27 protein-coding genes and 1 pseudogene are annotated in these 24,146 nt (G+C 40.4%); 3 read left to right on the top strand and 25 right to left on the bottom strand.

Annotated elements, in window-relative coordinates:
* Positions 1–27: 27 nt before the first annotated feature.
* The 5 genes and pseudogenes from MHI11_RS06630 to MHI11_RS06605 form a co-directional block, all read right to left on the bottom strand.
* Entirely contained in the window at positions 28–1,149 is a 1,122-nt protein-coding gene (locus tag MHI11_RS06630; RefSeq protein ID WP_340960720.1) for an ABC transporter permease, read from the bottom strand.
* A pseudogene (locus MHI11_RS20915) lies at positions 1,142–2,308 on the bottom strand (ABC transporter permease). Before MHI11_RS20915 ends, MHI11_RS06630 begins: the two are co-directional and overlap by 8 nt.
* 19 nt (positions 2,309–2,327) lie before the next feature.
* Positions 2,328–3,272 (bottom strand): ABC transporter ATP-binding protein, encoded by a 945-nt coding sequence (locus MHI11_RS06615; RefSeq protein ID WP_111911159.1) that lies wholly within the window; start codon positions 3,270–3,272, stop codon positions 2,328–2,330.
* Positions 3,273–3,470: 198 nt separating this feature from the next.
* Positions 3,471–4,685 (bottom strand): formaldehyde dehydrogenase, glutathione-independent, encoded by a 1,215-nt coding sequence (gene fdhA, locus MHI11_RS06610; RefSeq protein ID WP_106031262.1) that lies wholly within the window; start codon positions 4,683–4,685, stop codon positions 3,471–3,473.
* Positions 4,686–5,105: 420 nt separating this feature from the next.
* Positions 5,106–5,708: a class I SAM-dependent methyltransferase gene (locus MHI11_RS06605; protein ID WP_340962293.1), complete on the bottom strand. Its 603-nt coding sequence runs from the start codon at positions 5,706–5,708 to the stop codon at positions 5,106–5,108.
* Positions 5,709–6,043: 335 nt separating this feature from the next.
* On the opposite strand from MHI11_RS06605, the gene MHI11_RS06600 reads away from it, so the two are divergent.
* A complete protein-coding gene (locus tag MHI11_RS06600; protein WP_269793919.1) occupies positions 6,044–6,100 on the top strand; it encodes a YjcZ family sporulation protein in 57 nt (18 codons plus the stop codon).
* Between the two features lie 43 nt (positions 6,101–6,143).
* Here MHI11_RS06600 and MHI11_RS06595 read toward each other — a convergent pair whose 3' ends face one another.
* From MHI11_RS06595 to MHI11_RS06565, 7 genes are all read right to left on the bottom strand, one after another.
* On the bottom strand, positions 6,144–6,299 hold the full coding sequence (locus MHI11_RS06595; RefSeq protein WP_223250656.1) for a hypothetical protein: 156 nt from the start codon (positions 6,297–6,299) through the stop codon (positions 6,144–6,146).
* A gap of 166 nt (positions 6,300–6,465) precedes the next feature.
* A complete protein-coding gene (locus MHI11_RS06590; protein ID WP_065098496.1) occupies positions 6,466–6,600 on the bottom strand; it encodes a YrzI family small protein in 135 nt (44 codons plus the stop codon).
* Between the two features lie 446 nt (positions 6,601–7,046).
* Positions 7,047–7,277, bottom strand: coding sequence for a YrhC family protein (locus MHI11_RS06585; RefSeq protein WP_041815772.1), 231 nt, complete (start codon positions 7,275–7,277; stop codon positions 7,047–7,049).
* Between the two features lie 72 nt (positions 7,278–7,349).
* Positions 7,350–8,498: a bifunctional cystathionine gamma-lyase/homocysteine desulfhydrase gene (locus MHI11_RS06580; protein WP_340912158.1), complete on the bottom strand. Its 1,149-nt coding sequence runs from the start codon at positions 8,496–8,498 to the stop codon at positions 7,350–7,352.
* A 1-nt stretch (position 8,499) separates the two neighbouring features.
* On the bottom strand, positions 8,500–9,423 hold the full coding sequence (locus MHI11_RS06575) for a PLP-dependent cysteine synthase family protein (RefSeq protein WP_340912161.1): 924 nt from the start codon (positions 9,421–9,423) through the stop codon (positions 8,500–8,502).
* Positions 9,424–9,469: 46 nt separating this feature from the next.
* Positions 9,470–10,165, bottom strand: coding sequence for a 5'-methylthioadenosine/S-adenosylhomocysteine nucleosidase (mtnN, locus tag MHI11_RS06570; protein ID WP_044139580.1), 696 nt, complete (start codon positions 10,163–10,165; stop codon positions 9,470–9,472).
* A gap of 15 nt (positions 10,166–10,180) precedes the next feature.
* Complete coding sequence (locus MHI11_RS06565) at positions 10,181–10,822, bottom strand: class I SAM-dependent DNA methyltransferase (protein ID WP_044139581.1); 642 nt, start codon at positions 10,820–10,822, stop codon at positions 10,181–10,183.
* Between the two features lie 186 nt (positions 10,823–11,008).
* Between MHI11_RS06565 and MHI11_RS06560 the strand changes: the two genes are divergently transcribed.
* Positions 11,009–11,212 carry a YrzA family protein gene (locus MHI11_RS06560; RefSeq protein ID WP_034620637.1) on the top strand — a complete coding sequence of 68 codons (204 nt, stop codon included), beginning with the start codon at positions 11,009–11,011 and terminating at the stop codon, positions 11,210–11,212.
* A 33-nt stretch (positions 11,213–11,245) separates the two neighbouring features.
* Here the strand turns inward: MHI11_RS06560 and MHI11_RS06555 are convergent, their stop codons facing one another.
* From MHI11_RS06555 to greA, 3 genes are all read right to left on the bottom strand, one after another.
* Positions 11,246–11,911: a YrrS family protein gene (locus tag MHI11_RS06555; RefSeq protein ID WP_044139582.1), complete on the bottom strand. Its 666-nt coding sequence runs from the start codon at positions 11,909–11,911 to the stop codon at positions 11,246–11,248.
* Between the two features lie 67 nt (positions 11,912–11,978).
* Positions 11,979–13,721: a peptidoglycan D,D-transpeptidase FtsI family protein gene (locus MHI11_RS06550; RefSeq protein ID WP_044139583.1), complete on the bottom strand. Its 1,743-nt coding sequence runs from the start codon at positions 13,719–13,721 to the stop codon at positions 11,979–11,981.
* A gap of 50 nt (positions 13,722–13,771) precedes the next feature.
* Entirely contained in the window at positions 13,772–14,245 is a 474-nt protein-coding gene (greA, locus tag MHI11_RS06545; protein WP_003216248.1) for a transcription elongation factor GreA, read from the bottom strand.
* Between the two features lie 637 nt (positions 14,246–14,882).
* Here greA and MHI11_RS06540 point away from each other — a divergent pair.
* Positions 14,883–15,230: an Ig-like domain-containing protein gene (locus tag MHI11_RS06540; RefSeq protein ID WP_044139584.1), complete on the top strand. Its 348-nt coding sequence runs from the start codon at positions 14,883–14,885 to the stop codon at positions 15,228–15,230.
* A 52-nt stretch (positions 15,231–15,282) separates the two neighbouring features.
* Here MHI11_RS06540 and udk read toward each other — a convergent pair whose 3' ends face one another.
* The 10 genes from udk to ruvX form a co-directional block, all read right to left on the bottom strand.
* Positions 15,283–15,915, bottom strand: a complete 633-nt coding sequence (gene udk / locus MHI11_RS06535) for a uridine kinase (protein WP_024423106.1) — start codon at positions 15,913–15,915, stop codon at positions 15,283–15,285.
* 7 nt (positions 15,916–15,922) lie between these two features.
* Positions 15,923–17,191 carry a peptidase U32 family protein gene (locus MHI11_RS06530; protein ID WP_044139585.1) on the bottom strand — a complete coding sequence of 423 codons (1,269 nt, stop codon included), beginning with the start codon at positions 17,189–17,191 and terminating at the stop codon, positions 15,923–15,925.
* A gap of 20 nt (positions 17,192–17,211) precedes the next feature.
* Positions 17,212–18,141 carry a peptidase U32 family protein gene (locus MHI11_RS06525; RefSeq protein WP_044139586.1) on the bottom strand — a complete coding sequence of 310 codons (930 nt, stop codon included), beginning with the start codon at positions 18,139–18,141 and terminating at the stop codon, positions 17,212–17,214.
* On the bottom strand, positions 18,138–18,803 hold the full coding sequence (locus MHI11_RS06520; RefSeq protein WP_044139587.1) for an O-methyltransferase: 666 nt from the start codon (positions 18,801–18,803) through the stop codon (positions 18,138–18,140). The genes MHI11_RS06525 and MHI11_RS06520 overlap by 4 nt, the downstream gene beginning before the upstream one ends.
* 210 nt (positions 18,804–19,013) lie before the next feature.
* Complete coding sequence (mltG, locus tag MHI11_RS06515) at positions 19,014–20,096, bottom strand: endolytic transglycosylase MltG (protein WP_003216614.1); 1,083 nt, start codon at positions 20,094–20,096, stop codon at positions 19,014–19,016.
* Between the two features lie 73 nt (positions 20,097–20,169).
* Positions 20,170–21,258, bottom strand: a complete 1,089-nt coding sequence (locus tag MHI11_RS06510; protein ID WP_106029097.1) for an acetyl-CoA C-acyltransferase — start codon at positions 21,256–21,258, stop codon at positions 20,170–20,172.
* Positions 21,246–22,709, bottom strand: coding sequence for an acyl-CoA synthetase (locus MHI11_RS06505; RefSeq protein ID WP_340960715.1), 1,464 nt, complete (start codon positions 22,707–22,709; stop codon positions 21,246–21,248). Before MHI11_RS06505 ends, MHI11_RS06510 begins: the two co-directional genes overlap by 13 nt.
* On the bottom strand, positions 22,706–23,272 hold the full coding sequence (locus tag MHI11_RS06500; protein WP_340960714.1) for a biotin transporter BioY: 567 nt from the start codon (positions 23,270–23,272) through the stop codon (positions 22,706–22,708). Before MHI11_RS06500 ends, MHI11_RS06505 begins: the two co-directional genes overlap by 4 nt.
* Before the next feature lie 154 nt (positions 23,273–23,426).
* The gene (locus tag MHI11_RS06495; protein ID WP_003216483.1) at positions 23,427–23,711 is read right to left on the bottom strand and encodes a DUF1292 domain-containing protein; all 285 of its coding nucleotides are present in this window, start codon (positions 23,709–23,711) and stop codon (positions 23,427–23,429) included.
* Between the two features lie 15 nt (positions 23,712–23,726).
* Positions 23,727–24,143, bottom strand: coding sequence for a Holliday junction resolvase RuvX (ruvX, locus tag MHI11_RS06490; RefSeq protein WP_003216519.1), 417 nt, complete (start codon positions 24,141–24,143; stop codon positions 23,727–23,729).
* Positions 24,144–24,146: the final 3 nt, after the last annotated feature.

The raw sequence follows: 24,146 nt of genomic DNA, 5'->3' as shown, positions 1-24,146 counted from the left end.
AGATAAAAGTAATTTCATGGAAAGAGATTAATAGGATCGGATATTTTTCAAACCAATCACCATAAAGACAATTGTAAAAGCAGCTAAAACTGTTATGTCTAATAATAAGATAGTGTGATTGACAGTACCGCTCATCATCTCACCAAAACCAGACATCATCCATGTTTGCGGTATAGCCAACGAGCTCTTCTTCATCATGTCTGGAACGATATCTAATGGCCAATAAATACCGCCTAGCATGCAAGTTCCTACAATGATAATGGCACTAAATACTTCAGCTTGCTTTTTTGTATGAGATAAGGTTGCAATCATAAAACCTAAACTCACAACAAGACCAATAACGAATGAGCCAAACACTAAAATAAGTATAAAGTTGCCTAAGTATACATTGAAGAATAGTGATAAGATGGTCAGAAGGACACCTAGTTGTATCCATCCAAGAAGAAAATAAGCTATGAAATAGCCCAATAGCACAGATATTTTCTGGATGGGACTTGAAAGCAATCTTTGCCATGTATAATCTTTATATTCCAAATGGATAGATGACGCTGAGCTTGAGATCGCAAACATCATAAACATAATAGTAAAGCCAAGCGGTATTAAATTTGGCTGCTGGGTTGCCTCACCATCTTGATTTTTTTCAACCAATGAAATGGTGCCAGATTCATCTAACTTGTTCAATGCATTGATGAGAGAAACACTTTTCTGCTCTTTTACACCCTGATTGATTTGATAAATGATGGACGCTGTCTCTTTTAAATAGGGAGATAAGACTGCATATTCCTCAGTTTTCTTATAAACTGTCACATCAAAAATCTCTTTATTTTCTTTTAAATGGCTCTTTAATTGGCTTGCGACTTTAACTGACGCAACTGCCTTTTCATCATAAACTAAATCTTTTGCTTCGCTTTCAGTCGTCTTTATCCAATGAAATTTAGTGTTCTTTTCAAGGATATGAAAAATTTCTTGATTCAGTTTACAATCACTATGCTCTTGAATAAAAGCAACTATAGGTTTCTTTGTATCAGATGCGGTACTTCCAAAGATAAAACTAAATACAATTGGCATAACAAATAAAAAAATGAGCGTCACTGGGGACTTTAATGTTTCTTTTAGCTTTAAAGCAATAATGGCTGATATTTTATGCATAGCGATGCTTCCTTTCAAAAGACATTCTAATTAAAGCAGTGATGAAGAAAACTAGTCCCATCCCGCAGCTTAGTATAAACCCGCTTTGAATTTCACTAAAATCAGCACCTGCCATACTTTTTAAAAACATTTGAAGTGCAAGAGAATTAGGTAAAAAATAGCTGATATCAATCACCCATTGTGGGAATAAGTATAAGGGCACCATACTCCCACCTAAAGCAGCTAACACTTGAGTTCCTAAAATCCCCACACTGTTAAACGTTTTTTCTCTATTGATAAAAGAACCAATCAGCACCCCGAAACCCGCAGCATTTAATATAAAACTACATCCGATCATAACAACAGTAAAAGGCTCTCCCCAGTTCACCTTAAAGACAAAGCTAGTAAATAAAATAATGACCGCAAGTTGAATCATACTCATCAAAACAATACCCAATAACTTCCCAACGATGTAACTAGTATTGCTTAATTTTGATACAACTAACCTTTTATAAACCTCTTCCTCTTTTTCCTCTATCATACTTCCAACTAAGAAAACAACAGTCATTAATAAAAAGAGAACACCCATCCCGCCCGAGTAGTATTGGAAAGAAGTGATCGGCTGGTTGTTCATATGAATATTCCTTTCGTTCACCAGTTCCTTCTTTAGTTGATGAGAAACGATTTCCACTTTTTCACCTTGATTTAACGGCATCAGAATACGATTCATATGATAATTTTGAAAGAATTGTAGAACCACATTTTCTAAGACCATTTCTTGTAAGGCTTAATTTGGTCCTTTCAAAATATTCAATTGCACTTTGTCATAGTTTAGTAAGCTTTTTTCAAAATTTGGCTTAATGATTATACCCACTTTAATGTCTCTATTATTTAAATCTTTCTCTAGCTGATCTTTCGAGATGACCTTCACATCAATGATGTCACTGAGCCCACTCTTGGACAATGTCGATAGAAACATTTTACTTGTAGCGGACTTATCTTGATCTGTAACTCCTACACGAAATGAATTGATGCTGACTTCACTTTCTTGCTTCATATTCTCTCCAAATGCTGCACCTAAAATAGCAATCAATATAATAGGCATAAAAAAAAGTGTAAAAAAGCTTTTCTTATCTCTACAAAACAATAATAGATCTTTTAGTACAACCCAGATGCTCATGTGTTCACCTCTAAACAGTCTAATCCCTCAAATTTTTACTAGTTAAATACAAAAAGACATTTTCTAAATTTGGTTCTACGATTTCTGCTGAAATAATTTGAATATTTAATGCGGTCACACCTTGAATGAGATGGCTTAATAATTGCTGAGGATGTTGATCAAATATTTTTATTTGATTTCCTTGAACGACGATTTCCTTTAAAGGGTCGACTTCATGTATGAATTGACGCACTCGATCTATATCATTTTGTCCATGTTCATATTTTATGGTCAAAACAATTTCTCTTTGATTTCCGACAAGCTCACTTAATTCATGCTGATCCCCTAAAGCGATGATAGACCCATGATCCATAATGGCCATTCTTTCACATAAAAATTCGACTTCTTCCATGTAATGACTAGTATATATAATGGTCATTCCTTCTCCATTTAATGTCTTAACTGTTTCTAATATATGACTTCTAGATTGGGGATCTATGCCTACAGTAGGCTCATCCATGATTAATAGTTTTGGTTGATGCAAAATTGCGCATCCGATATTTACTCTTCTTTTCATTCCTCCAGAGAATACTTTTACTTGATCATTTGCTCTATCTTTAAGACCAATTAGCTCAAGTGTTTCTTGTACTCTGCTTTTCAACTCTTTTCCTTTAAGTCCATACATTCTCCCCCAAAACATTAAATTTTCTTTTGCTGTCAAATGTAAATATAAAGCGATCTCTTGCGGAACAATTCCTATCATTTGCTGCGCTTTTTTTGTTTCTTTTTTTAAATCTATACCTTCAATCGTTATGGTGCCGCTTGTGGCATGAATCAGCCCTGTCAAGATGCCAATCAATGTGGATTTTCCCGCACCATTCGGACCTAATAGTCCAAAAGATTCTCCTTTTTTTAAGTGAAAGGTTATCCCTTTTAATACCTGCTTATCTTTATAATATTTCTTGATGTTGTGTACGTTTAGCAATCAATACCTCTCCCTAGTCATTTAATATCAATTAAATTATCTGGTATGAACTTCAACTATAGAATAATTTTTCCAATTTATATATTTTAACATGAGATGTATTGCAAGAGAATAGTACAGGCCATTTTAAAATAGAACATAAAAAAACTTACAGGATACACTCTCCCGTAAGTTTTTTCGATTATTCTCATTGATTCATTATTTAGAAATCATCCCATGCGGGTCAATGACAAATTTCTTCGCTACACCGGAATCAAAGTCGCTGTATCCTTGAGGGGCTTGATCAAGGTTAATGACGGTCGCATTCACGGCTTTGGCGATTTGTGCTCTTCCGCTTAAAATGGATTTCATTAGACTGCGGTGATATTGCATGACAGGGGTTTGGCCTGTCACAAAGGTATGGGCTTTTGCCCAGCCGAGTCCAATTCGCACTTTCAGTGATCCAACTTTTGCATCAGCATCCACTGCACCTGGGTCTTCTGTGACGTAAAGCCCTGGGATTCCGAGTTTACCGCCAACTTTGGTAATATCCATAATTGTATTTAAAACGGTTGCAGGCGCTTCTCCTTGATCTCCATGACCTGAAGCCTCAAAGCCGACACAATCGACGGCACAGTCTACTTCTGGCTCTCCTAAGATATTGGTGATTTGTTCGCCGATTCGATCATGTTTTCGCAAATTGATCGTCTCACAGCCAAAGCTTCTGGCCTGCTCCAGCCTTTGTTCATTCAAATCACCGACAATGACCGCAGAGGCGCCAAGGAGCTGAGCGGAATGTGCTGCGGCAAGACCTACTGGCCCGGCACCAGCAATATATACAGTCGAACCAGGCTTTACTCCAGCCGTATAAGCACCGTGAAAACCTGTCGGGAAAATATCGGAAAGCATCGTCAGATCAAGTATTTTCTCCATCGCTTGATCTTTGTCTGGAAATTTGAGCAGCTGAAAATCTGCATATGGGACCATGACGTACTCGGATTGGCCGCCAACCCATCCGCCCATATCGACGTATCCATAGGCAGAGCCTGGACGGTCCGGGTTTACATTTAAGCACACATGGGTTTTTTGTTCCTTACACATGACGCATCGTCCGCAAGCAATATTAAAGGGAACAGACACAAGGTCTCCTTTTTGAATAAACTCCACATCTCGTCCAACCTCAACGACTTCACCTGTAATTTCATGACCAAGGACTAGTCCTGCAGGCGCAGTCGTACGACCTCTCACCATGTGCTGGTCACTTCCGCAAATATTCGTCGTCACTACTTTTAAAATGACGCCATGCTCACATTTGCGCCCCACATTGGCTTTCGGTACACCCGGGCCATCTCTTAAAATCAAATCAGGGTATCCAATATCCTCAACTGCTACATTTCCTGCTCCTTTATAAACGACACCTTTGTTTCCCGACATGTTTTCATTCCTCCCTTTTTGTTTAAAAATGAAGTCTCTACAATTTTCTCTATTTATGAAGCAATTCCCTGCTCCAAATGGCACAATTGATAAAAAAAAAGCGAAAAATGTCTATCACGGAGAGAAAAATGTATCTTCCAGTCAAATAAAAAAGAAAATATTGAAAAAAAAGCTAAACTTTTGAAGAACGGTGTCGATATAAGAAATAAGCCAGACAGGTATCCTTAATCGACAAACAAATTCCTTATATATACTATCATTCCTTACACACCTGGCTGGCGCCTACATCATATACAAAAGTCTCTTCTGGTGAAGAGACTTTTTTAATTCGTTCAAACATGATTCAATTACACGCAAAGAAGCTCCTCTCACGAAGAGCCTCTTTTAGAATGCTTGTTCATTACCTGGGAAATATTTTCATCATTTTAACGCTTTGATACAGATGTATGTATCATAGTGATAAACCGAAACTTCTCTGAAGTGATACGCTGAAAATAGGCGGCTAATCTCTTGTTCACTATACGATGAAAAAGATTGTGACCGCTTTTGTTCCTTCATCAGTTCCTGCTGTTGGAAAGATAAGAATACTTCTCCATCCACTTGAAGAACACGGTACACTTCCTTCATGACTTGCTCAATATCCTTCAAGTAATAAATGGTCTGCACCGTAAATAATTTATTGAATGATCTGTCTTCAAAAGGTAAATGCTCGGCTTTACCAAGAGTCACGACGGCTTTATCCTGTTCCACAAGCTTCTTATGTTTTCTTTTTGCATATTTGATCATATGACGAGAGGCATCCACTCCATATACTTTACCGCGATCAAGTTTCTCTGCTACCTTCGATAATGTCATGCCTCTTCCAGTACCGATTTCTAAAATCCGGTCATTTTCTTGTATATTTAAGAGTTGAATCGTCCATTCATTGATATTATGATGATTTTTTTCCATATAGCGGGCAACCCATTTTGATAACAAGCCTTTTGGTTCCCTCATTTGTTTTCCAATCCAGCTTTGAATCAATGTTAACACCTGCTTTGCTCCAGTAAATAAAACTATTTACGAATTTTCTTACTTTTCATATCGGCTCACGCCTAACAAAGTTTAAGACCTAGTCCTAATTATTTGTTATTGATTAGACGGCATCTTTTCAGAAAATGTTTCGCAGAACTTTAAAAAATTTAATCCGAATAGGCGTTTTCATTAATTGTGCTCAGATTGATTTCGTTTTCTGCATGAGCTGCATATTTTATGAATGTATCTTGATTAGATAAAGGTGGTGCTAGATTATGGGCTTTGGTGGCGGTTATTCTGGAGGCTGCGGTGGTTACGGTGGCGGTTTTGCAGGCGGATTCGCTTTGCTTGTTGTACTGTTCATTTTGTTGATCATCATCGGTGCAAGTTGGATTTGCTAATGTAAAAGGAGCAGGAAACGATAACGTTTCCTGCTCCTTTTCTTTAATACCAATAAGCTCGGTACTGATACATATATTGTCTGAGCATTTCCTCTTGCTCTCTTTGCATTCGGTACGGATTACCGTATCCATGCTTTAAGGAATGCGGAATGGATGTATACCCGTGCCCCACTGACGGAAACCTCATATATGGTGACATCGACATTCGTTGATCACCTCACACTCTCCTTTTACGGATATCATATGTGCAGATGATCAATGTGGAGCGTGTCTAAACCTGATCCTTCTCCATAGTATAACAATTAAGCATTGCAAGCATCATAAACATGTCAATCTCCTCCTTTTCGCATTTTTCTTTTCGTATTTTAGTTCATATACTCTAGTTGTTTCTGCTTCATTTCTTCATAAAATGTTTCGACTTGTTGTTCATAAAGAACTGTTTCAATGTCTTTGTATTTTCGTCGGATCGTCAATGTGATAAAAAATAAATGGATTGTCATATACGCTCACCTCCCTTCAGTTCGCAGCACGCGAAATAACCCGCAGATCTTCTTTGTCAGTTGACCTGCGGGCACACAAAAATGCAGATCAAAAGACAGTGTCTTCCAACCTGCAATGGATGATACGTAAAATCCTCGTTTACTTTAACAGTTTTGAAGCGTGTGCACCGTATAAGGTAAAGGAAGGACACGAGCTCTTCCACAGGCTGATGACATGATGAAATTATTTGTTGATTTGATGACAATAGAAACGAATAACATATTCTTCAGCCTCCTTTACGTTTTTAATTACTTTGTTAGTATATCCAGCAAGCACCATTTTGTAAACCTGTTTTTAGTAAAAAAGATGATTTTTGTGTGTTTGACTAAATTTCTACATTTATTCTTGTCCGATTGTCCAATACAATCAAAAAAGCCTCCTCACGTAAATGAGGAGACTTTTCGAATTAATCTTCATCTAGTTCTTGCAGTTTCTTTTGAAAAAAGATCGCGCGTCTCACACAAAGAAAAGCTGCTAATAAGAAAACACAATCAATTCCCATCATCAGCATTTTTGGAGATGCTTCGATGTGTTGGTTTGGTATGATCGTACCAATATATAAAAAGGTGCTGACAGCAAGCAAAATAAAAGCGTACTGCTTGTAATCTGTCACTAAACCACTCCACTTTTTCTTCACTTGAATCACCTTCCTGTTTAACATGTCTATTGATAGCTTAACATAGTAAAAGAAAGGTAGTGGCATGTAAATCTATCCATTCACTAGTGCGTTTAGTCCCTGCTTCATATCATTCAGTAAATCATCCACATCTTCAATCCCGACGGATATACGAATTAACCCATCAGTGATGCCAAGCTCCTCGCGGCGGTCTTTTGGAATGGACGCATGAGTCATTCGAGCAGGAACAGAGATTAAGCTTTCAACCGCTCCAAGGCTTTCTGCGATCGTAAACAGCTTAAGCTGACTTAAAAACACATCGACATGTTCTTCTTTTCCAATATCAAAAGAGATCATGCCGCCGTAGCCTGATGCTTGCGTTTTTGCAAGTTCATGTCCAGGGTGAGCATCAAGACCTGGGTAATAAACACGTGTGACTGCTGGATGTTGTTCTAAAAACTCAGCGATTTTCTGTGCATTTTGCTGATGTGCTTCCATTCTTAGTCCAAGCGTTTTGATTCCTCTCATGAGAAGCCATGAATCCTGCGGTCCAAGAATTCCACCAGTAGAATTTTGAACAAAATGCAGTTCTTCCCCAAGCTCTTCCGTCGCTGTTACAACAAGCCCACCTACGACATCACTGTGACCGCCTAAATATTTAGTGGCACTATGCAGAACGATGTCCGCCCCATATTCAATCGGCCTTTGGTAATAAGGTGTGAAAAATGTATTATCAACAATCATTAAGATGTTGGCTTCTTTTGTCAATTGGCCGATCGCTTTGAGATCAGTCATTTTCAGTAAAGGATTGGTTGGTGATTCAATGTAAACCGCTTTTGTTTCAGGTAAAATCGCCTTTTTCACTGCTTCAGGATCACTTGTGTCAACAAAGGTCGCTTGAATGCCAATACGGTTGAGTACCTTTGTGATGACGCGGTACGTTCCGCCGTATACGTCATCTGTCAGGACAATATGATCTCCGCTGTTAAACAGCATCATCACTGCCGTAATGGCAGCCATTCCTGAACCAAATGCGTAGCCGTTTGCTCCTCCTTCAAGGTCACGAATGACGGTTTCTAGTGCCGTTCTTGTTGGATTCGCAGTTCTTGAATATTCATATCCTGTATGTTCGCCTGCTTTCGGCTGCTTATATGTGCTCACTTGGTATATAGGTACAGACACAGCGCCCGTTTTTTCATCACCAGTTGTTCCGCCGTGTATCATCATTGTTTTTGGTTTCATTTTATTTTCCTCCCTCATAAATGCCTTTACTTAAATACCGTTCACTGCTGTCAGGAAAAATGGTGACGATGACTGTCCTAGGTGCTGCCTTCTTCGCTTCTTCTAAAGCGGCAAATAACGCGGCACCCGAAGAACTCCCGATGAGAACGCCTTCTTTTTCAGCAGCTTCTTTCACCATTTGGAAAGCATCATCATCACTGACGGTATATATCTCATCGAATAAAGCAGATTCCATATAATCTGGGATAAATTCAAGGCCGATTCCTTCCGTTCTATGCGGACCCGGATCTCCTCCATTTAAAATCGATCCTTCAGGTTCGACAACAACTGTTTTTAACGCAGGATGCTGCTCTTTTAAATAGGCAGCACACCCTTGAAAAGTCCCGCCAGATCCCGCTCCTGCCACGAATACATCGATGTTTCCTTGCAGGTCGGACCATAATTCTGGACCAAGCGTTTTATAGTAAGTCAATGGATTTACTTGGTTTTTAAATTGTAAAACGCAATAGGCATTGTCAAGGCTTGCCTCTAGTTCAAGGGCTCGATCAATCGCACCCTTCATGCCCTCTTTTCTTGGTGTATGAATAATGTCTGCACCGAGCGCCTTCATGAGCTGTTGTTTTTCTTGACTAAAATGTTCTGGTACGCAAAAAATAGTCCGCAATTGATGCTTTCTTGCACTGAGGGCAAGCCCAATTCCTGTGTTTCCAGCAGTTGCTTCAATGATGGTTCCGCCAGGGCGCAATTTGCCAGATGCCAATGCTTCTCTTATGAGCATATCACCTAAACGATCTTTAATACTTCCACCCGGATTCATCATTTCAAGCTTTGCATATACCTCTACACCTTCCGGGATGCCGATTCCTGACAGTTTTAAAAGCGGTGTGCGGCCAATTAATTCTGTAATATCCTGTATGACAGCCATATGATTCCCTTCCTTTGTATGGAAAAGAAGGGGGAATCCCCTTCTTTTATTGAGTTTGCTTTATCATACGCAAGACAAGGTCGGTTGAGTGAATCGCTGCTTGCTCAAGAAATTGATCAAATGAGACATTGGATTCTTTCCCTGCAATATCAGATAGCGCTCGAACGACAACAAATGGAGTTCCAAAGAGCTGGCAAACTTGTGCAACGGCTGCGGCTTCCATTTCCACCGCATATAGCTCTGGAAACTTCTCTCTCACAAACGCTACACGACCCGGATCATTCATAAACGAATCTCCAGTTGCAATCGTACCTTTTGCCACTTGAATATGATCGATCTCTAAAGCCGATTCCTCTGCCAGCTTCACAAGCTTTTCGTCTGCAACAAAAGCAGCTGGCAATCCTGGTACTTGTCCGTATTCGTAATTAAAGATCGTGACATCCACATCATGATGTCTAACATCAGTAGAGATGACAATATCCCCTACATTTAATGTGTGATGGAAACCGCCAGCTGATCCTGTATTGATCACATAATCCGGCTGAAAGCGGTCAAGCAGAAGTGTTGTGCTAACCGCTGCATTCACTTTTCCAATCCCTGATTTTAATAAAATCACTTCTTTATCTTCATAAACACCTGTTGTGAATTCACACCCAGCGATGTTTTCTTGTGTAGCATTCTTTAGTTGATCTCTTAATATCGTCACTTCTTCTTCCATTGCACCTATGACTGCGATTTTCAAATCAAAAACATCCTTTCATTCCCTTTTCTTCGCTTCTACGATCCAAACAAAATCATTCATTTGATGAAAGGACGTACTAAAACCTTCTTCTTCAAAGATTTGCTTTAGCACATCGATGGATGGATAATATTCCGTTTCTAAATCCTCAGCAAGCTGATCGAATCCTGCCGCTTTCGCTTTGTCAATTTCAGCTTGATGTGCTGCTTGATTTTGAAACATTGTATCAGCAAAGACTATTTTACCATCTGAGTGAAGGATGTTGCTATAGGTGTGAATGGCTTGTTTTTTTTCTTCGTCCGTTAAATGGTGGAAAGCATATGAACTGACAATTGTATCAGGCTCAAATGGCGCCGCTGGAAATGATAAAAAATCCCCATCATGAAACACATCGGGTATACCCTTTTGAAGAGCCGCTTTCTTCATGGCGTCTGATGGTTCAACACCAAACACGTTCTTATCAGCTGCGAGCAGTGCCGCTGTTAAATTCCCCGTGCCACTTCCAAACTCAAGAACATCTTGACCTGCACGGCGAACAATTTCTTTTAAAATAAACGGATACCGGCGAAACACTTCTTCATACTGCTCATCATGACCACTTACCGTGTCGTCATAAGAGTCAGCCCAATGATCAAATACAGAAAGAAACTCACGTCCCATTTTCTTTCCCTCCACTTTATCTACTTATTCCTATGCGTATAGTATGTTTTAATCCGTCGAACAGTTCCTATCCTACCACATCTTCAGTTTCTTTCCTACTAAAAAATACTGGGAGGGGTAGAAAAATATTTGCTCTTTTAGAGGAGAGAGATTAAGATGAATGAAGAGTATGGAGAGGTGAATCAAATGGATTTTCAGTTGGATTTTCTAAAGGATAAAATTGAATTCTTTGAAGCATCGTCTTTAAAAGAACTTGAACAAAAGATCCAAAAACAAATTGAACATAATCAGGCAATCTTGCTGACCGTTCATTCTGTCAGTCATCAAACGACTGTGATCGATGACCGGATTTTGTATACAGCGGTTGTTCATTTTAAGGCGAATATCTAAAAAAAGATAGCATGACTGCTATCTTTTTTATGTTTATTTTAATTTTTCAACCTTTACAGGTTTCCAGCCTTTTTCATCTACCCATGTGATTTCCACGCGGTAGCGTTCGCCTGTTGATTTGTCACGGATGGTTCCCTTTGCATCTTGAGGGCCTCCGTTATTTCCTAACCAAATAACTGTCATTTGATCTTCTGAAATTCCCGTCGCATAGGACATGGCTTTCATCATTTCTTTCCAGTCTTTTGAGTTAGAATCATAGGTTGCTGTATGTGAACCGGATTGCTCTGTTCCTACAGGCTCCCAGTCATCGCTTTCGTATGTTTTGTCTACGTCACTCGTTTTGCCGCCATCTGTTTCTTTGGCATCTTTTAACGCATCTTTATTAGGCTCTTTTTCATCATCTGACTTCTTCGTATCGTCGTCTTGATCAGATGAGTCATCTTTTTTAGCATCTGAATCATCGGATGTGTCTTTCTTTTGATCTTTCACATCTTCATCTGATTTTTGTTTATTTTCACTTGTTGCAGGCGCTGTTTTAGATGGTTCTTTCGCTACATCTGTGTCTTTCGGTTTATTAAAAATTAATAAACTCGTTGCGACCACCAAAATAAGCACCACAACGATACCAATTAATATGTTAAGCACCATATTGGCCTTTCTGCGCTTATCACGATGTTCAAATCGAGAATTTCTACTCAAAATCTCTGCACTCCTTTGCCTCTGTTCCCTAAGTCGTTACTATTCTAACATGACATGAAGGAATGTTCTATGTCTGTTTTTTTTCAATTTCGTTGACCTTTTTTACAATATCATAAAACGCATCATTTGTCTTAGCCCGGCCACTTGCCTCATCAAGGTGAACAACGACTAGGGCGTATTTTGGTTTTTCCACCGGAAAGTATCCAGCAAACCATTTATGATAAAGCGGATTCCCCTTTTTATCTTTACTGCCGGTTTGGGCAGTGCCTGATTTCCCCGCCACATCAAATGGAAGGTCTTGAAACCTTCTTCCTGTTCCTTTGTCAGATGTCACCACCTGCCTTAAGTACTTTTGCAGCTTTTGAGCTGTATAGCGGTCAATACTGCCCCCTTCTGGTCGTTTGTTTTGAAAGGTTAACATCGTTGTTCCGTTTTGATACAGCACTTTTTCAGCGATTTTCACTTCTTTTCGTTCTCCGCCTCTCGCAATCGACGCCATCATATTGGCCATTTGCAAAGGAGTCGTTTTGACATTTTTTTGCCCTATTGCGGTTTGAGCAATGGCTTTTTTGACATGCTTGTCTCTTTTATCCCCCCACACATTGCCGGTTTCTTCACGATCAAACTGTTTGAAATGCTGCTTATGATAGACATCCCCTTCCCAGCCAGCTCGATCAATGAGTCCAAGCTTTGCAGCCGTCTTTTCAATGATTTGATCATCTGTTTGGATCAGCTTGTCAGCAAGTGTTGCAAAGGTATAATTACAGCTCTGCGAAAAGCTCTCAGACAGATTTAGCACTTCCTGCGTTCCTTCTGGCTCTCCATATAAATTCTTTCGACAGTCATACATCGTTTGTGGCTGGTCGAGGTTTTTTTCGATTGCTGCGGCAAGTACAGCGGTTTTAAAGACAGAGCCTGGTGCCATGGCAGTCAGCATGTAATTTCTTGCTTCATGCCGGTTTTTGCTTGTGACGTTTGGCATACTTGCCATCGCCAGCACACTGCTGCTTTCAATGTCGAGCAGAACGGCCCCGCCTTTTTCGACGCCCTGGTCTTTCAGTACCTTCTCCATTTCAGCTTGCATGTTTTCATCAATTGTTGTTTGAACTTGAAGAGGATAAAATGAATGAGCCTCTGCTGTATATTTGACGTCCATCCCAAACAAAGGGTTTCCCCTTCCGTCCACATGATATAACAATTTTGTGTCTTGCTCGGGTAATAAAAATTCGTCAAAGGTACTTTCCAGCCCAAAAGTGCCGATTTCTGTACGGATGGAAAGCTCTTTTTTGTCAGGATAACGCTTTCTGAGCAATTCTGGATTTTCACTCGTGAAGCCTAATGTGTGGAGGGCAAGTCTTTTTTTGTCCTTCTCTTTCATATATACGCCGTACACACCTGAATATTTCATATCATTGATGTCTTTCAGCTTTTTTTTCGTGATGTCATCTTTGAGAATGAGAGGTTTTTTGGTTTCTGTCAGCTGTTTTTTGAGTTCATCTTCTTCCATCTCAAGAATAGAGGCGGTTTGTTTTAAATGAGGAAGATCATATTGCAGGAAAGGAAATAAGATCACTGCAGGCTGTTCTTTTGTGAGAAGCGCCTCGCCGTTTCGATCTAAAAATTCACCGCGGCCATCTGAAATGACCACTTCTTCTGTACGCTGTTTGACACTTTCTTGTATTAAATTGATATCAAGCTTTGAAAAAGATTCTGTGAAAAACAGTTGAATTTCTGCCAGTCTGATGAGAAGACCAAGCAGCAGCATAAAAATAACAGCACCTGTCCATTGAATTCTACGTTTTTTGCGCATAAAAACACCTCGTCCCTATTGTGGACGAGGTGTTTATCGTATAAACGTAATTATGAAATTTTTACAATTTGGACGAACATTTCTCCGCCAGGTGTTTGAACGGTTACTTTGTCGTCTACTTGTTTGCCTAACAGGCTTTTTGCAATTGGTGAATCGTTTGAAATCTTTCCTTCGAACGGATCAGCTTCTGCACTTCCGACGATTGTGTAAGACTCTTCTTCTCCGTCTGGTAATTCAACGAAAGTGACTGTTTTACCAAGTGAGACAATATTTGAGTTTCCTTCATCTTCGATAATTTTGGCATTGCGAATCATATTATCAAGCGTAGTGATACGCCCTTCTACAAACGCTTGCTCTTCTTTAGCAGAATCATATTCCGAGTTTTCAGAGAGGTCTCCAAAGCTTCTAGCAATTTTAATTCGCTCTACAACCTCTTTACGTTTAACCGTTTTCAAATGTTCAAGCTCTTCTTCTAATTTTCGTTTTCCTTCTTCTGTCATTGGAAATACTTTCTCTTGTGCCATGAATCATTCACTCCTTCTATTAATCCTCATCATACATACTTTCTGCACGTGAGTGACGACTGAAATATACAAGAATGAGGACTTCTTCATGCCCTCATTCCTTCTGTCCCATATTTGTAAAAGTCCATCTTACATGGCGTCCCTTTTAGATGCAACTATTATGCCTTTTTTCAGACAGAACCACTCTCAGTGGCCCAAAGATGATCTATCTTCATCGCACAAACTGTGGAAAGGCACAGGAAGCTCCTGTACCTCGTTCGCCATTTCGATCATATGTAGAAGAATAGCTTATCCATTCTCCATCTTCCCAATACATAATATGGTCAGTGTACGATATGTCTATGCTATATTATTACATAATTGCTTTTTGATCAAGAATTGTTTGAAAATTTGTGATGGTTTGTTTGTCGTTTTCTTAATATACTTTTTCAACTTCATTCTTTCGCTATGTGGTAGTGATTTCTCCACCTCTTCTTTTCTTCATTGTTTTCCTATCATATCAAACCTTCAAAATTCTTTCTGAGAATACTGCTTTAATAAACGTTCACATATTATTAACAAATATTAACAAGGTGATATTTGGTTTTTGTTGAATTCTATCAATGCAAGACCAAATACATGCCAAGGAGTGTTTTGAATGAACATGAAGAAAACAATTGTTTCAGTTCTATCCATCTCTACATTATCTTTTTCACTAATGGGCATGGCTTCTGCCAAAGAAACAGCGGATTTCACAGTTAATAGCAGCTCGTCTGGATTTCAAACATTAGATGTGATTTCGATTCAAGATTACAGTTTACCTTTAAGAGTTGGTGAGCGTTACTCAGTCTATGATTCTGCAGCTACACGTTATTGGACAGATAACCAAAGTGTTGCTTCTGTTAGCTCTAGTGGGCTAGTGACCGCTAATTCACCTGGCAAAGCCACTATCACTCTTTATAAAGGATCGTCTGTCTTAGGACAAGTTTTCGTGACTGTTTATTAATATGATGCTGAAAAGACCTTTACAATGTAAAGGTCTTTTTCTCCTCCACCATTTACTCTGCTCGGTTTTGAAGAATCGTTTGAATTTTTGTCACCATTAAGTCAATCGCCACATGATTTTGGCCGCCTTCTGGGATGATGATGTCAGCGTATCGCTTTGTCGGTTCAATGAATTGATTATGCATTGGTCTGACAACAGATACATACTGTTCAATCACAGAATCGATTGAACGGCCTCTTTCTTTCGTATCGCGTAAAATGCGGCGAATGATGCGAAGATCTGCATCTGTATCGACATACAGTTTAATATCCATTAAGTCTCTTAGACGTTCGTCTTCTAGTGCAAAGATGCCTTCAACGATGATAACATCCTTTGGTTCAACATGGACAGTCTCTTCTGAACGTGTGTTGAGCTTGAAATCATATATTGGTTTTTCAATGGATTCGTACCTTAAGAGCTGTTCCAAATGCTCAAACATCAGGTCATTGTCGAATGCGAGCGGATGATCATAGTTCGTAAGCAGGCGCTCTTCAAATGGCATATGACTTTGATTTTTGTAATATAAATCTTGCTGAAGCATGAGGATGGAATGTCCTTTAAATTTTTCATAGATTGAATTGGTGACGCTCGTTTTACCTGAACCTGAGCCGCCAGCAATTCCAATGACAACTGGTTTACTCCTCATGTGCCTGTTATTTCCCCTTTCTCATCATGTTGCTAGGGTATACTTTTTGATCGAGCTTGAATTTGACGATTTGCAGTGGATGACGAGCGGCATCTAGTTCATTTCCTTTTTCATCCCAAATCGTCTCAATTTTGCATGTGAAATTCTCAATTTCTGGTCCGAAAAATTCGACTTCGTCACCAGCTTTAAAGAAGTTACGCTGCTGCAATGTGACGATTTGTTCTTTTTCATCATAATGAAGAACGAGACCTGCGAAATCAAATGTCGTTTTCTTTCCATGAATACCAAACATTTGCTCATCCGTACCTGGTACACCTTCGAAAAAGGCTGGTGCTGTATCGCGGTTTGCACATTTATCTAATTCATCTAACCATTCCTCTTCAATGACAAAATTGTCTGGGTCCGCACAATAGGCGTCGATGACTTTGCGATACACACTCACGACAGTTGCTACATAATGAATTGATTTCATCCGTCCTTCGATTTTTAAGCTGTCAATTCCCATTTCGATCATTTGAGGAATGGATTCGACAAGCTTTAAGTCTTTTGGACTCATCGCAAATGGTGCGTCTTCCTCTCCAAATAATGGCGCTTCCTCAGAACCTTCTAGTTTATAAAGATCATAATCCCAGCGGCAGGACTGGCAGCAGCCCCCGCGGTTAGAATCTCTTGCCGTCATATGGTTACTGAGCACGCAGCGGCCAGAGTAAGCAATACACATCGCACCATGAATGAACGTTTCAATTTCAATATCGACCTTTTCTTTCATTTCTCTAATTTCCAGCGCACTTGTCTCGCGAGCCAGCACCACACGCTCAAGCCCTTCTTCCTTCCAAAACTGAACAGCTTTCCAGTTCGAAAGAGATTGCTGTGTGCTTAAATGGACTTCAAGCTTCGGTGCGACACGTTTACACGTTTCAATGATCAGCGGGTCAGCCACAATAATGCCCGCTACTCCAGCGCCTTCAATCCCTTGAAGGTATTCCTCCAGCCCGTCCATGTTTTCGTTGTGGGCAAAGATATTCGTCGTCACATAAATTCGTGCACCGTATTTGTTTGCAAATGCAACACCTTCAGCCATTTCTTCAATTGAAAAGTTATCGGCATTTGAGCGAAGCCCAAATTCTTTTCCGCCAATAAAGACCGCGTCTGCTCCGTAATGTACAGCAATTTTCAGCTTTTCCAAGTTTCCTGCTGGTGCAAGCAGTTCTGGTTTTTTTGTAATGACACGTTTCCCGTCAATCATTTCAGAAATATCATCTTTCAATAGTGCCATTTCCTCTGCCTCCTCTTATATTAATAAACCGTTTCTTTAAAGAAGAACCCTGTATCAATCGAACGATTCACTGGCTGAATCTCTTCAATCCGCTCCACCCAGTCCTCTTTCTGATCTTCATACGCGTCTTTGTCAGTCGCTAATAAATCAATTGCTTTTCTATATAGAGACGTCACCTCTGTCATATAAGAAAGTGACTTTAAAATTCCGTCAATTTTAAAGGAGTCAATGCCTGCATCAACAAATTCCTCTAATTCGTCAATCATACACACATCATTTGGACTCATAATATGAGTGCCATTTGCATCCTCGAAAATAGGGTATTTGTTTTGACGCTCTTGATCATGAAGGAATAGTCCTTCCTCCATATTTCTGCCTTCGACGTCCATTTGTTTGCCCTGATATTCAAAGTAGTTGCCAATGAGCGTACGTTTTGATTGAAACATACATGTCATGCCATGGACTTGAATTTCGATTTCCACCTCGGTATTTTCTTTGATGTCGATGACACTGTCCATGTTCAGTTCTTTGGCAAGAACAGCACGCATTGCACCTTTTCTGCCCCAGTAGTTACAAGTGTAATAGTTTGTCCCAGTCGTTTCTGTACTCCAGTGGAGATTCAGGCTTACCCCTGTTTCTTTGGCGGCCATGATCACTGCTGGGTCTCCAAAAACGACGCCATCTACGTTTAATGCGTCAAGAAAGGTTAAGTAATCTCCAAGCAGCTGCACACGATCATTATGAAAAATCGCATTCATCGCCACATACACTTTTTTGTGATGCGCATGTGCAAGCTCAACCGTCTGTTTCACATCTTCTCTTGAAAACTCGCCTGCAAGACGAATACCGTATGTTTGTTCGCCTATTAAGAATGCATCAGCTCCCACCTCGATTAATGGCAGTACATCTGACACCTTGCTTGGCGTCACAAGCAATTCTGGTTTTTTCATGATTGGTCACCTCTTTTTGTACTAATGGCGATCCCGTCTCCCACTGGAATAATGCACGTTTGGAAATCTGAGTTTGACATAAGCCATTGATTGTATCGATCAATTTTTCCAATTAATTGTTTTTTTCGTTTATCTTCTATTTCTTCTTCATAGTTCGTTGCCACTAAGCCTTTGAATAATACGTTGTCTGTAATAATCATTCCGTCATGAGCAAGCATCGGTTCAAACAGCTCAAAAAAACGTTTGTACTGCCCTTTTGCGGCATCAATAAAGATCACATCATAGGGCGCCATCGTTTGGACTGTTTTAGCCGATTCCATGGCATCACCAAAGAACACGTGTATTCTTTCTTTTAACTTTAATTCCTCAATGTTCCGTGTCGCTTCTTCATAGCGTTTCGCATTTCGCTCAATCGTAAAAATTTCAGCAGCTGGTAGAGCTGTCGCCATTCGAATGGCGGAGTAGCCTATCGCTGTCCCAACCTCAAGAATTTTCTTCGGCTTTTTCATCGACAGCAGCTGCAGTAAAAGTTCAATGCTCACCTTTTCCATAATTGGCACATGATGCTCTTTTGCATATGCCTCTAATTGAGCGATTGCATCAGGACTTGGGTGAATTAAATGTTCAATATAATCATTCATTTGATCATCTTCGATAGTCATTATTTGTCTAGCTCCTTCATGACCTGAAAAAGAAGAGTCCTGCCTGTTGCAGCTCTCTTTCTCGTCAATCTTTCGTTCATCTAAGTAAAACAACCCGATATATTTTACCACAAAGAAGTGGTAATTGCGAACCTATAAAATGGATATTCCAACGAAAAAAACTGCAGGCAATCTTGTATTGTCTACAGTCTTTTTCGATTCACATGTACATTAATTGCTGCCTGTGATGTATTTGGCTTTCGCTTTGTTGTGCTCATTTAACGTTTTTGTAAAGACGACTTCTCCATTTTTCTTCGCAAGGAAGTACACATAATCTGTTTTATCTGGATGCAGTGCGGCTTTCCATGAAGATTCGCCAGCATTTGCAATAGGTCCAGGCGGCAGTCCCTTGTTGTTATACGTATTATAAGGAGATTTCACCTTAAGGTCTTTGTAATAAACACGGGATTTATGCTCACCTAGTGCATAGAGAACGGTTGGATCGGTTTGAAGCGGCATGTCCTTTTTCAACCGGTTATAAAAAACACTGGAGATTTTTGCGCGATCCGTCTTTTCCGTTGCTTCCATTTCAATCAGTGATGCCATCGTTAACACATCATGTATGGACATGTTTCTCTTTTTCATGTCTTTTTCATACGTTTTCACGTATTGATCTGTTTGTTTAATCATTGTTTCAATGATCGTTTCGAGTGATTCATCCTCACGATAAAATGGATACGTCGCAGGGAATAAATAACCTTCTAACGGATGTTTCACCTGTTTGCCATTTACCTGTGAAGTCACCGTTTTCGGATATTTTTTCATTAACGTTTGAATAAACGCTGGATCATCTAGCTTCGCTTCCACTTCCTTCGCTGAAAAATTCGTCTGGTTTGCAATAACTGCCGCAATATCAGACAGCTGTTTTCCTTCTGGAATCACAAGCTGAAAGGCGTAGTCTGTCCCTCCAGATGTCAGCTTTTGAATCAGCGTGTCTGCGTCCATCGTTTGTTTCAAATGAAAGTATCCTGCTTTAAAGCCGGACGCATTTTTGTATTTTGCATAATAAGTAAAAATCGTGTCATTCGAAATGAGCCCATTTTCTTTTAAAATGCCCGCAATCTCACGGACTGATGTCCCATTAGGAATATGAATATTAATCGTTTGTTTGCTTTTTTGATCGACCGGTCCAAGTGCTGATTTAACATATAAAAAGCCTGATAATGCTGCAATGATGATGACAGCAAGGACAGATAACAGGACGATCCCCATTTTCCTTTTGAAAAATGGTCGTTTCTTTTGTTCTGAAAACATGCATGGCCCTCCTCACATCTAGCTTTTATAGTACATGATTCGACGGAGTTCGGCAATTACTTGCTCATGCATGTCATGACAGAACTTGACATAATACGGCTAAACCAACGCCGCCACCGCTCCCAATAGCAGCCATGACATAGCTTCCAATCGGTAAGGTGCGCGCTTCATAAAATAGTCTCACCATCATCGCAGCGCCCGATGCGCTATATGGATGCCCAAGACAAAGTGCACCGCCTCTTTTATTGATTCGGTCATAAGGAATATCCAGCGTACGAGCAATCAGCGCTATTTTCAGAGCAAAAGCTTCATTGATTTCAAACAGTGCGACATCCTCTGCCTTGATTTTCTCTTGATCTAGAAGTTTTTTGATCGCATCAATCGGTGCAGCAGCTGGAAAATCGGGATGCATCGCCGCAACAGCACTTCCGGCATATCGCAGCATTCGCTGAAATCCATTCGCCTCCGCTAGCGCTCTTTCCATCACAACGACCGCTGCTGCACCATCTGCTTCTTTGCAGCTATTGGCGGCAGTCACAGATCCTTTTCCCGGTGAAAATATAGGCTTTGCCCGCTGGATCAGTTTCGCCATCGGTCTTATTTTCGCGGCCGCTTCATCTATGCTCAGTCCGTCAATCGAAACGATTTCTTCAGAATATGTACCACGTTTGATTGCGTCTATACTTCTTTCCCAGCTTAAAAGTGCATAGTCATCTTGTTCTTTTCTTGTGACGGAAAATCTAGAAGCCGTTAGCTCTGCTGCTTCTCCCATAGACGGATCTCCTATCCACTCCGGAGAAAAGCGTGCTCTTTCTTTCATTGGTGATCTGGATATGCTCTCAGTCCCGCCAGCGATATACATTGAGCCTTCCCCTGATCGAACCATGACGCAAGCTGTTCGGATTGCTTCTAGACCAGAGGCACACTGCCTATCAACCGTCATACCGGGCACTCCTAAAGAAAGCCCTGCTTCTAATGAGGACAGACGGGCCATATTTCCGCCGCCTCCTACAACATTTCCTAATATGATGTCGTCCGGTGTCATCCCTTTAGACAAATACTGAATAAGAGGCGCAGCTAATTGCTCTGGACGATAATCCTTCAGCATCCCGTTTTTATCACCGAAGGGTGTCCGTTTTGCTTGTACGATTACTGCTTGCATGACAATTGTTCCTCCGCCCACTTTTTCATGCTGGCACGTGCTATTTTTCCGCCGGATGTTTCAATTATTTGATCAATGACAAGCCATTTTTTAGGCACCTTGTAGGCCGCCAGTTTTTCTTTGACAGCTTGCCGAACCGTCTTTGTGTGCTGTCCTTGTTCAATAATGGCAACAGGGATTTCACCCCAATATGGGTCAGGAACGCCAACTACAACCGATCGCTTCACCTCTGGCTGTTCATTTAGCACACGCTCAATTTCCTCTGGAAAAATATTCAGCCCTCCATAGACGATCATGCCATTTTCACGGCCGCTCATATACAAATAGCCGTCTTCATCCAGCCAGCCCATATCATAAACGGTTATCCACTCTTCGGGCGGTTTCACTTCATGTAAGTAGCCTGCAAAAGACATCGGGCTCTTCACATAAATTCTTCCAGTCTCATTTGGCTGGCAGACAGTTTGATCAGCTCGCCTCACTTCAATTTGAATGGGAGAGAAAGACTGTCCGACAGAAGAAGGTTTTTGCAAAAAGTCATTTGAAGATAAGTAGGAAACAAAGCTTAACTCTGATGTGCCGTAAAAATCAAAAAATGTCACATGCGGATAGTTGGTCACGAGTTGTTTTTTTGAAGGAATGCCCCAATCTGCTCCAGATGATATGACAAGAAACGGATTATCTCTCTCAAAAGCGTCTATTTCCAGCAACGATTCTGTCATTGTCGGAACAGTATACATCACAGTAATGTCTCCTGTCTGTAAGGCTTTCTTCGCTTTTACTGGCGTGAATTTTTCTAAAAGCGTCACTGTGCCGCCAAAGTATAATGTACTGATGGCACCATATAAAAAGTGAGAGGATAAGAGTGTACCTGTTATAAGAACATGATCTTGATGAGTGATTCCAAATGTATCGGCTGTCGTTCGAAAGCTTTCGATCCATGACTGCTGACGCCTGATAAAGGCCTTAGGTGACCCCGTTGATCCTGACGTAAATCCCATATAAAAGATAGGGTCGATCTCGCTGTCGCATTTGTTAAATGGACCTTGTGTGATGAGGCTCATTTTTTCCTTCCATTCAGATAAAGAAAGAACCTGCATGTCTTCGCTGTACTTTTCAAATCTATTTAAATATCGATCCTCGATAATGACGAGAGCTGCCTCACTTAACAAAAGCTTTTCAACACATTCCTCAAGGCTCCATCTCGGATCAAGCGGGATAGCTGTCCACCCTGCAGAAGCAGCGCCAGCAAATATTTGGAGAAAAGAAGCACCATTTGATAATAAAAAAGCGACTCTTTTTTGCTCATGAGCCGTTTGTTGTAACCATTGCGCCGATAGCCGGACACGCTCATACCAATCTTGATAAGTGATCCTTTCTTGTCCATCAATGATGGCGATATGATCTGGGTTCATTTCTGCATGTGATGCATAGCATTCCGTTATTCTATTCAAACTGCACGCCTCCCTTTATGCACATCCCTTTTTCGATATGACATGGCCGAAATGATTTTCACCGTGAGAACGGCACATATGCCCGCTTTGATGAGATCACCTGGAATATAAATCAGGCTAAGAAAAGCTGCCTGAGTGACCTTGATATCCATCATCATCGCTTGAAAAGGAATGCCGCATAGATACAAAATTCCGATACTGCATACCGCATAGATCATAAAAAGACGCAGAGCGGTCACTTTTTTTAGTCGGTTGATCCACAAACTAATCATGAGGGCAGCCACTGGATAAGCAAGTAAAAATCCACCGCTTGGTCCAAAAAAGACCCCTATTCCGCCTCTGCCACCTGACAAAAGAGGTGCGCCTGCTACCACAACCAAGAGAAACAGAAGTAAACTGATCAGTGCCTGTTTTGGCTTTAACAGCCCCCCAGCAAGCAAAAGACCTGCCGTTTGCAATGTGATGGGTACAGGTGTAAACGTAAGTAAAATCGGCGGGATCAATCCTAACATCCCGATAACCGCAGTCATTAGCGCCATTTGCATCATATCTTGAATTTTCAATTTCCATACCCCTCACTCAATACATTGTTAAAAATAGAGTAAAAGGTACAGTTTATTATGTCAACATAAAATAAAATAAAGTTAACATATTGATCGCAAAAAAAGACCTGTGAAGAAAGATCACTAAGATCCGTTCACAGGCCTTTTATTCGTTCTATTCTTCGTCTTCTTCTTGATCTAAGAACGTATTTAACGTTTCTTCAATCATGTCCCACTCTTCATCCGTTTCAATAGGCTCTAGCTCGCCATCTTCACCGTTTTCGTTCGGCGTGAAGCTTGATGCATGAATTTCAATTTCTTCATTGTCTTGCTCAGAAATTGGGTAGTAAAGAACATATGATTTGTTAAAATGGTCGCTTTCAAAAGTAAATAGTACTTCGCAAAGCTGTTCATTTCCATTATCATCAACGATTGTAATTTGCTTTTCTCCGTGTTCCATTTGATTCACCTCATTTTAATTTAAGCTGTCTAAGTACCCTTGCAGGATCATAACAGCCGCCATTTTATCAATGACTTTTTTACGCTTTTGTCTGCTCACATCTGCAGAGATGAGCATTTTTTCCGCTGCCATTGTCGACAGACGCTCGTCCCAAAGCACAACAGGAACATTGTACGTGTTTTCTAACACTTTCGCAAATGATTGGCTGGCTTCGCCTCTAGGACCGACCGTACCGTTCATATTTTTTGGAAAACCAAGTACAATTTTATCCGTTCCATATTGCGAGACGATTTCGGACAGGCGGCTGAGACCGAAGTCTCCGCCTGCTTCATCAATTTTAATTGTTTCAATCCCTTGCGCTGTCCAGCCCATTTCATCACTGATCGCAACACCAAGGGTTTTCGTGCCTAAATCTAAGCCTAAAATTCTCATGTT

Origin of the sequence: Bacillus sp. FSL K6-3312 (assembly GCF_038007485.1) — a bacterium.
Taxonomy (GTDB): Bacteria; Bacillota; Bacilli; order Bacillales; family Bacillaceae; genus Bacillus; species Bacillus pumilus.
The sequence above is the reverse complement of the archived record's forward strand: the minus strand, read 5'-3'. Positions and strand labels throughout refer to the sequence as shown.

What these genes read in the sequence shown, in the direction of transcription:
- MHI11_RS06630 (WP_340960720.1), bottom strand. Translation starts at nt 1,149, where the DNA reads ATGCATAAAATATCAGCCATTATTGCTTTAAAGCTAAAAGAAACATTA.
- fdhA (WP_106031262.1), bottom strand. Translation starts at nt 4,685, where the DNA reads ATGTCGGGAAACAAAGGTGTCGTTTATAAAGGAGCAGGAAATGTAGCA.
- MHI11_RS06595 (WP_223250656.1), bottom strand. Translation starts at nt 6,299, where the DNA reads ATGTCACCATATATGAGGTTTCCGTCAGTGGGGCACGGGTATACATCC.
- MHI11_RS06590 (WP_065098496.1), bottom strand. Translation starts at nt 6,600, where the DNA reads ATGACAATCCATTTATTTTTTATCACATTGACGATCCGACGAAAATAC.
- MHI11_RS06580 (WP_340912158.1), bottom strand. Translation starts at nt 8,498, where the DNA reads ATGAAACCAAAAACAATGATGATACACGGCGGAACAACTGGTGATGAA.
- MHI11_RS06575 (WP_340912161.1), bottom strand. Translation starts at nt 9,423, where the DNA reads ATGGCTGTCATACAGGATATTACAGAATTAATTGGCCGCACACCGCTT.
- MHI11_RS06565 (WP_044139581.1), bottom strand. Translation starts at nt 10,822, where the DNA reads ATGGGACGTGAGTTTCTTTCTGTATTTGATCATTGGGCTGACTCTTAT.
- MHI11_RS06560 (WP_034620637.1), top strand. Translation starts at nt 11,009, where the DNA reads ATGGATTTTCAGTTGGATTTTCTAAAGGATAAAATTGAATTCTTTGAA.
- MHI11_RS06550 (WP_044139583.1), bottom strand. Translation starts at nt 13,721, where the DNA reads ATGCGCAAAAAACGTAGAATTCAATGGACAGGTGCTGTTATTTTTATG.
- greA (WP_003216248.1), bottom strand. Translation starts at nt 14,245, where the DNA reads ATGGCACAAGAGAAAGTATTTCCAATGACAGAAGAAGGAAAACGAAAA.
- MHI11_RS06540 (WP_044139584.1), top strand. Translation starts at nt 14,883, where the DNA reads ATGAACATGAAGAAAACAATTGTTTCAGTTCTATCCATCTCTACATTA.
- udk (WP_024423106.1), bottom strand. Translation starts at nt 15,915, where the DNA reads ATGAGGAGTAAACCAGTTGTCATTGGAATTGCTGGCGGCTCAGGTTCA.
- MHI11_RS06530 (WP_044139585.1), bottom strand. Translation starts at nt 17,191, where the DNA reads ATGGCACTATTGAAAGATGATATTTCTGAAATGATTGACGGGAAACGT.
- MHI11_RS06525 (WP_044139586.1), bottom strand. Translation starts at nt 18,141, where the DNA reads ATGAAAAAACCAGAATTGCTTGTGACGCCAAGCAAGGTGTCAGATGTA.
- MHI11_RS06520 (WP_044139587.1), bottom strand. Translation starts at nt 18,803, where the DNA reads ATGACTATCGAAGATGATCAAATGAATGATTATATTGAACATTTAATT.
- mltG (WP_003216614.1), bottom strand. Translation starts at nt 20,096, where the DNA reads ATGTTTTCAGAACAAAAGAAACGACCATTTTTCAAAAGGAAAATGGGG.
- MHI11_RS06510 (WP_106029097.1), bottom strand. Translation starts at nt 21,258, where the DNA reads ATGCAAGCAGTAATCGTACAAGCAAAACGGACACCCTTCGGTGATAAA.
- MHI11_RS06495 (WP_003216483.1), bottom strand. Translation starts at nt 23,711, where the DNA reads ATGGAACACGGAGAAAAGCAAATTACAATCGTTGATGATAATGGAAAT.
- ruvX (WP_003216519.1), bottom strand. Translation starts at nt 24,143, where the DNA reads ATGAGAATTTTAGGCTTAGATTTAGGCACGAAAACCCTTGGTGTTGCG.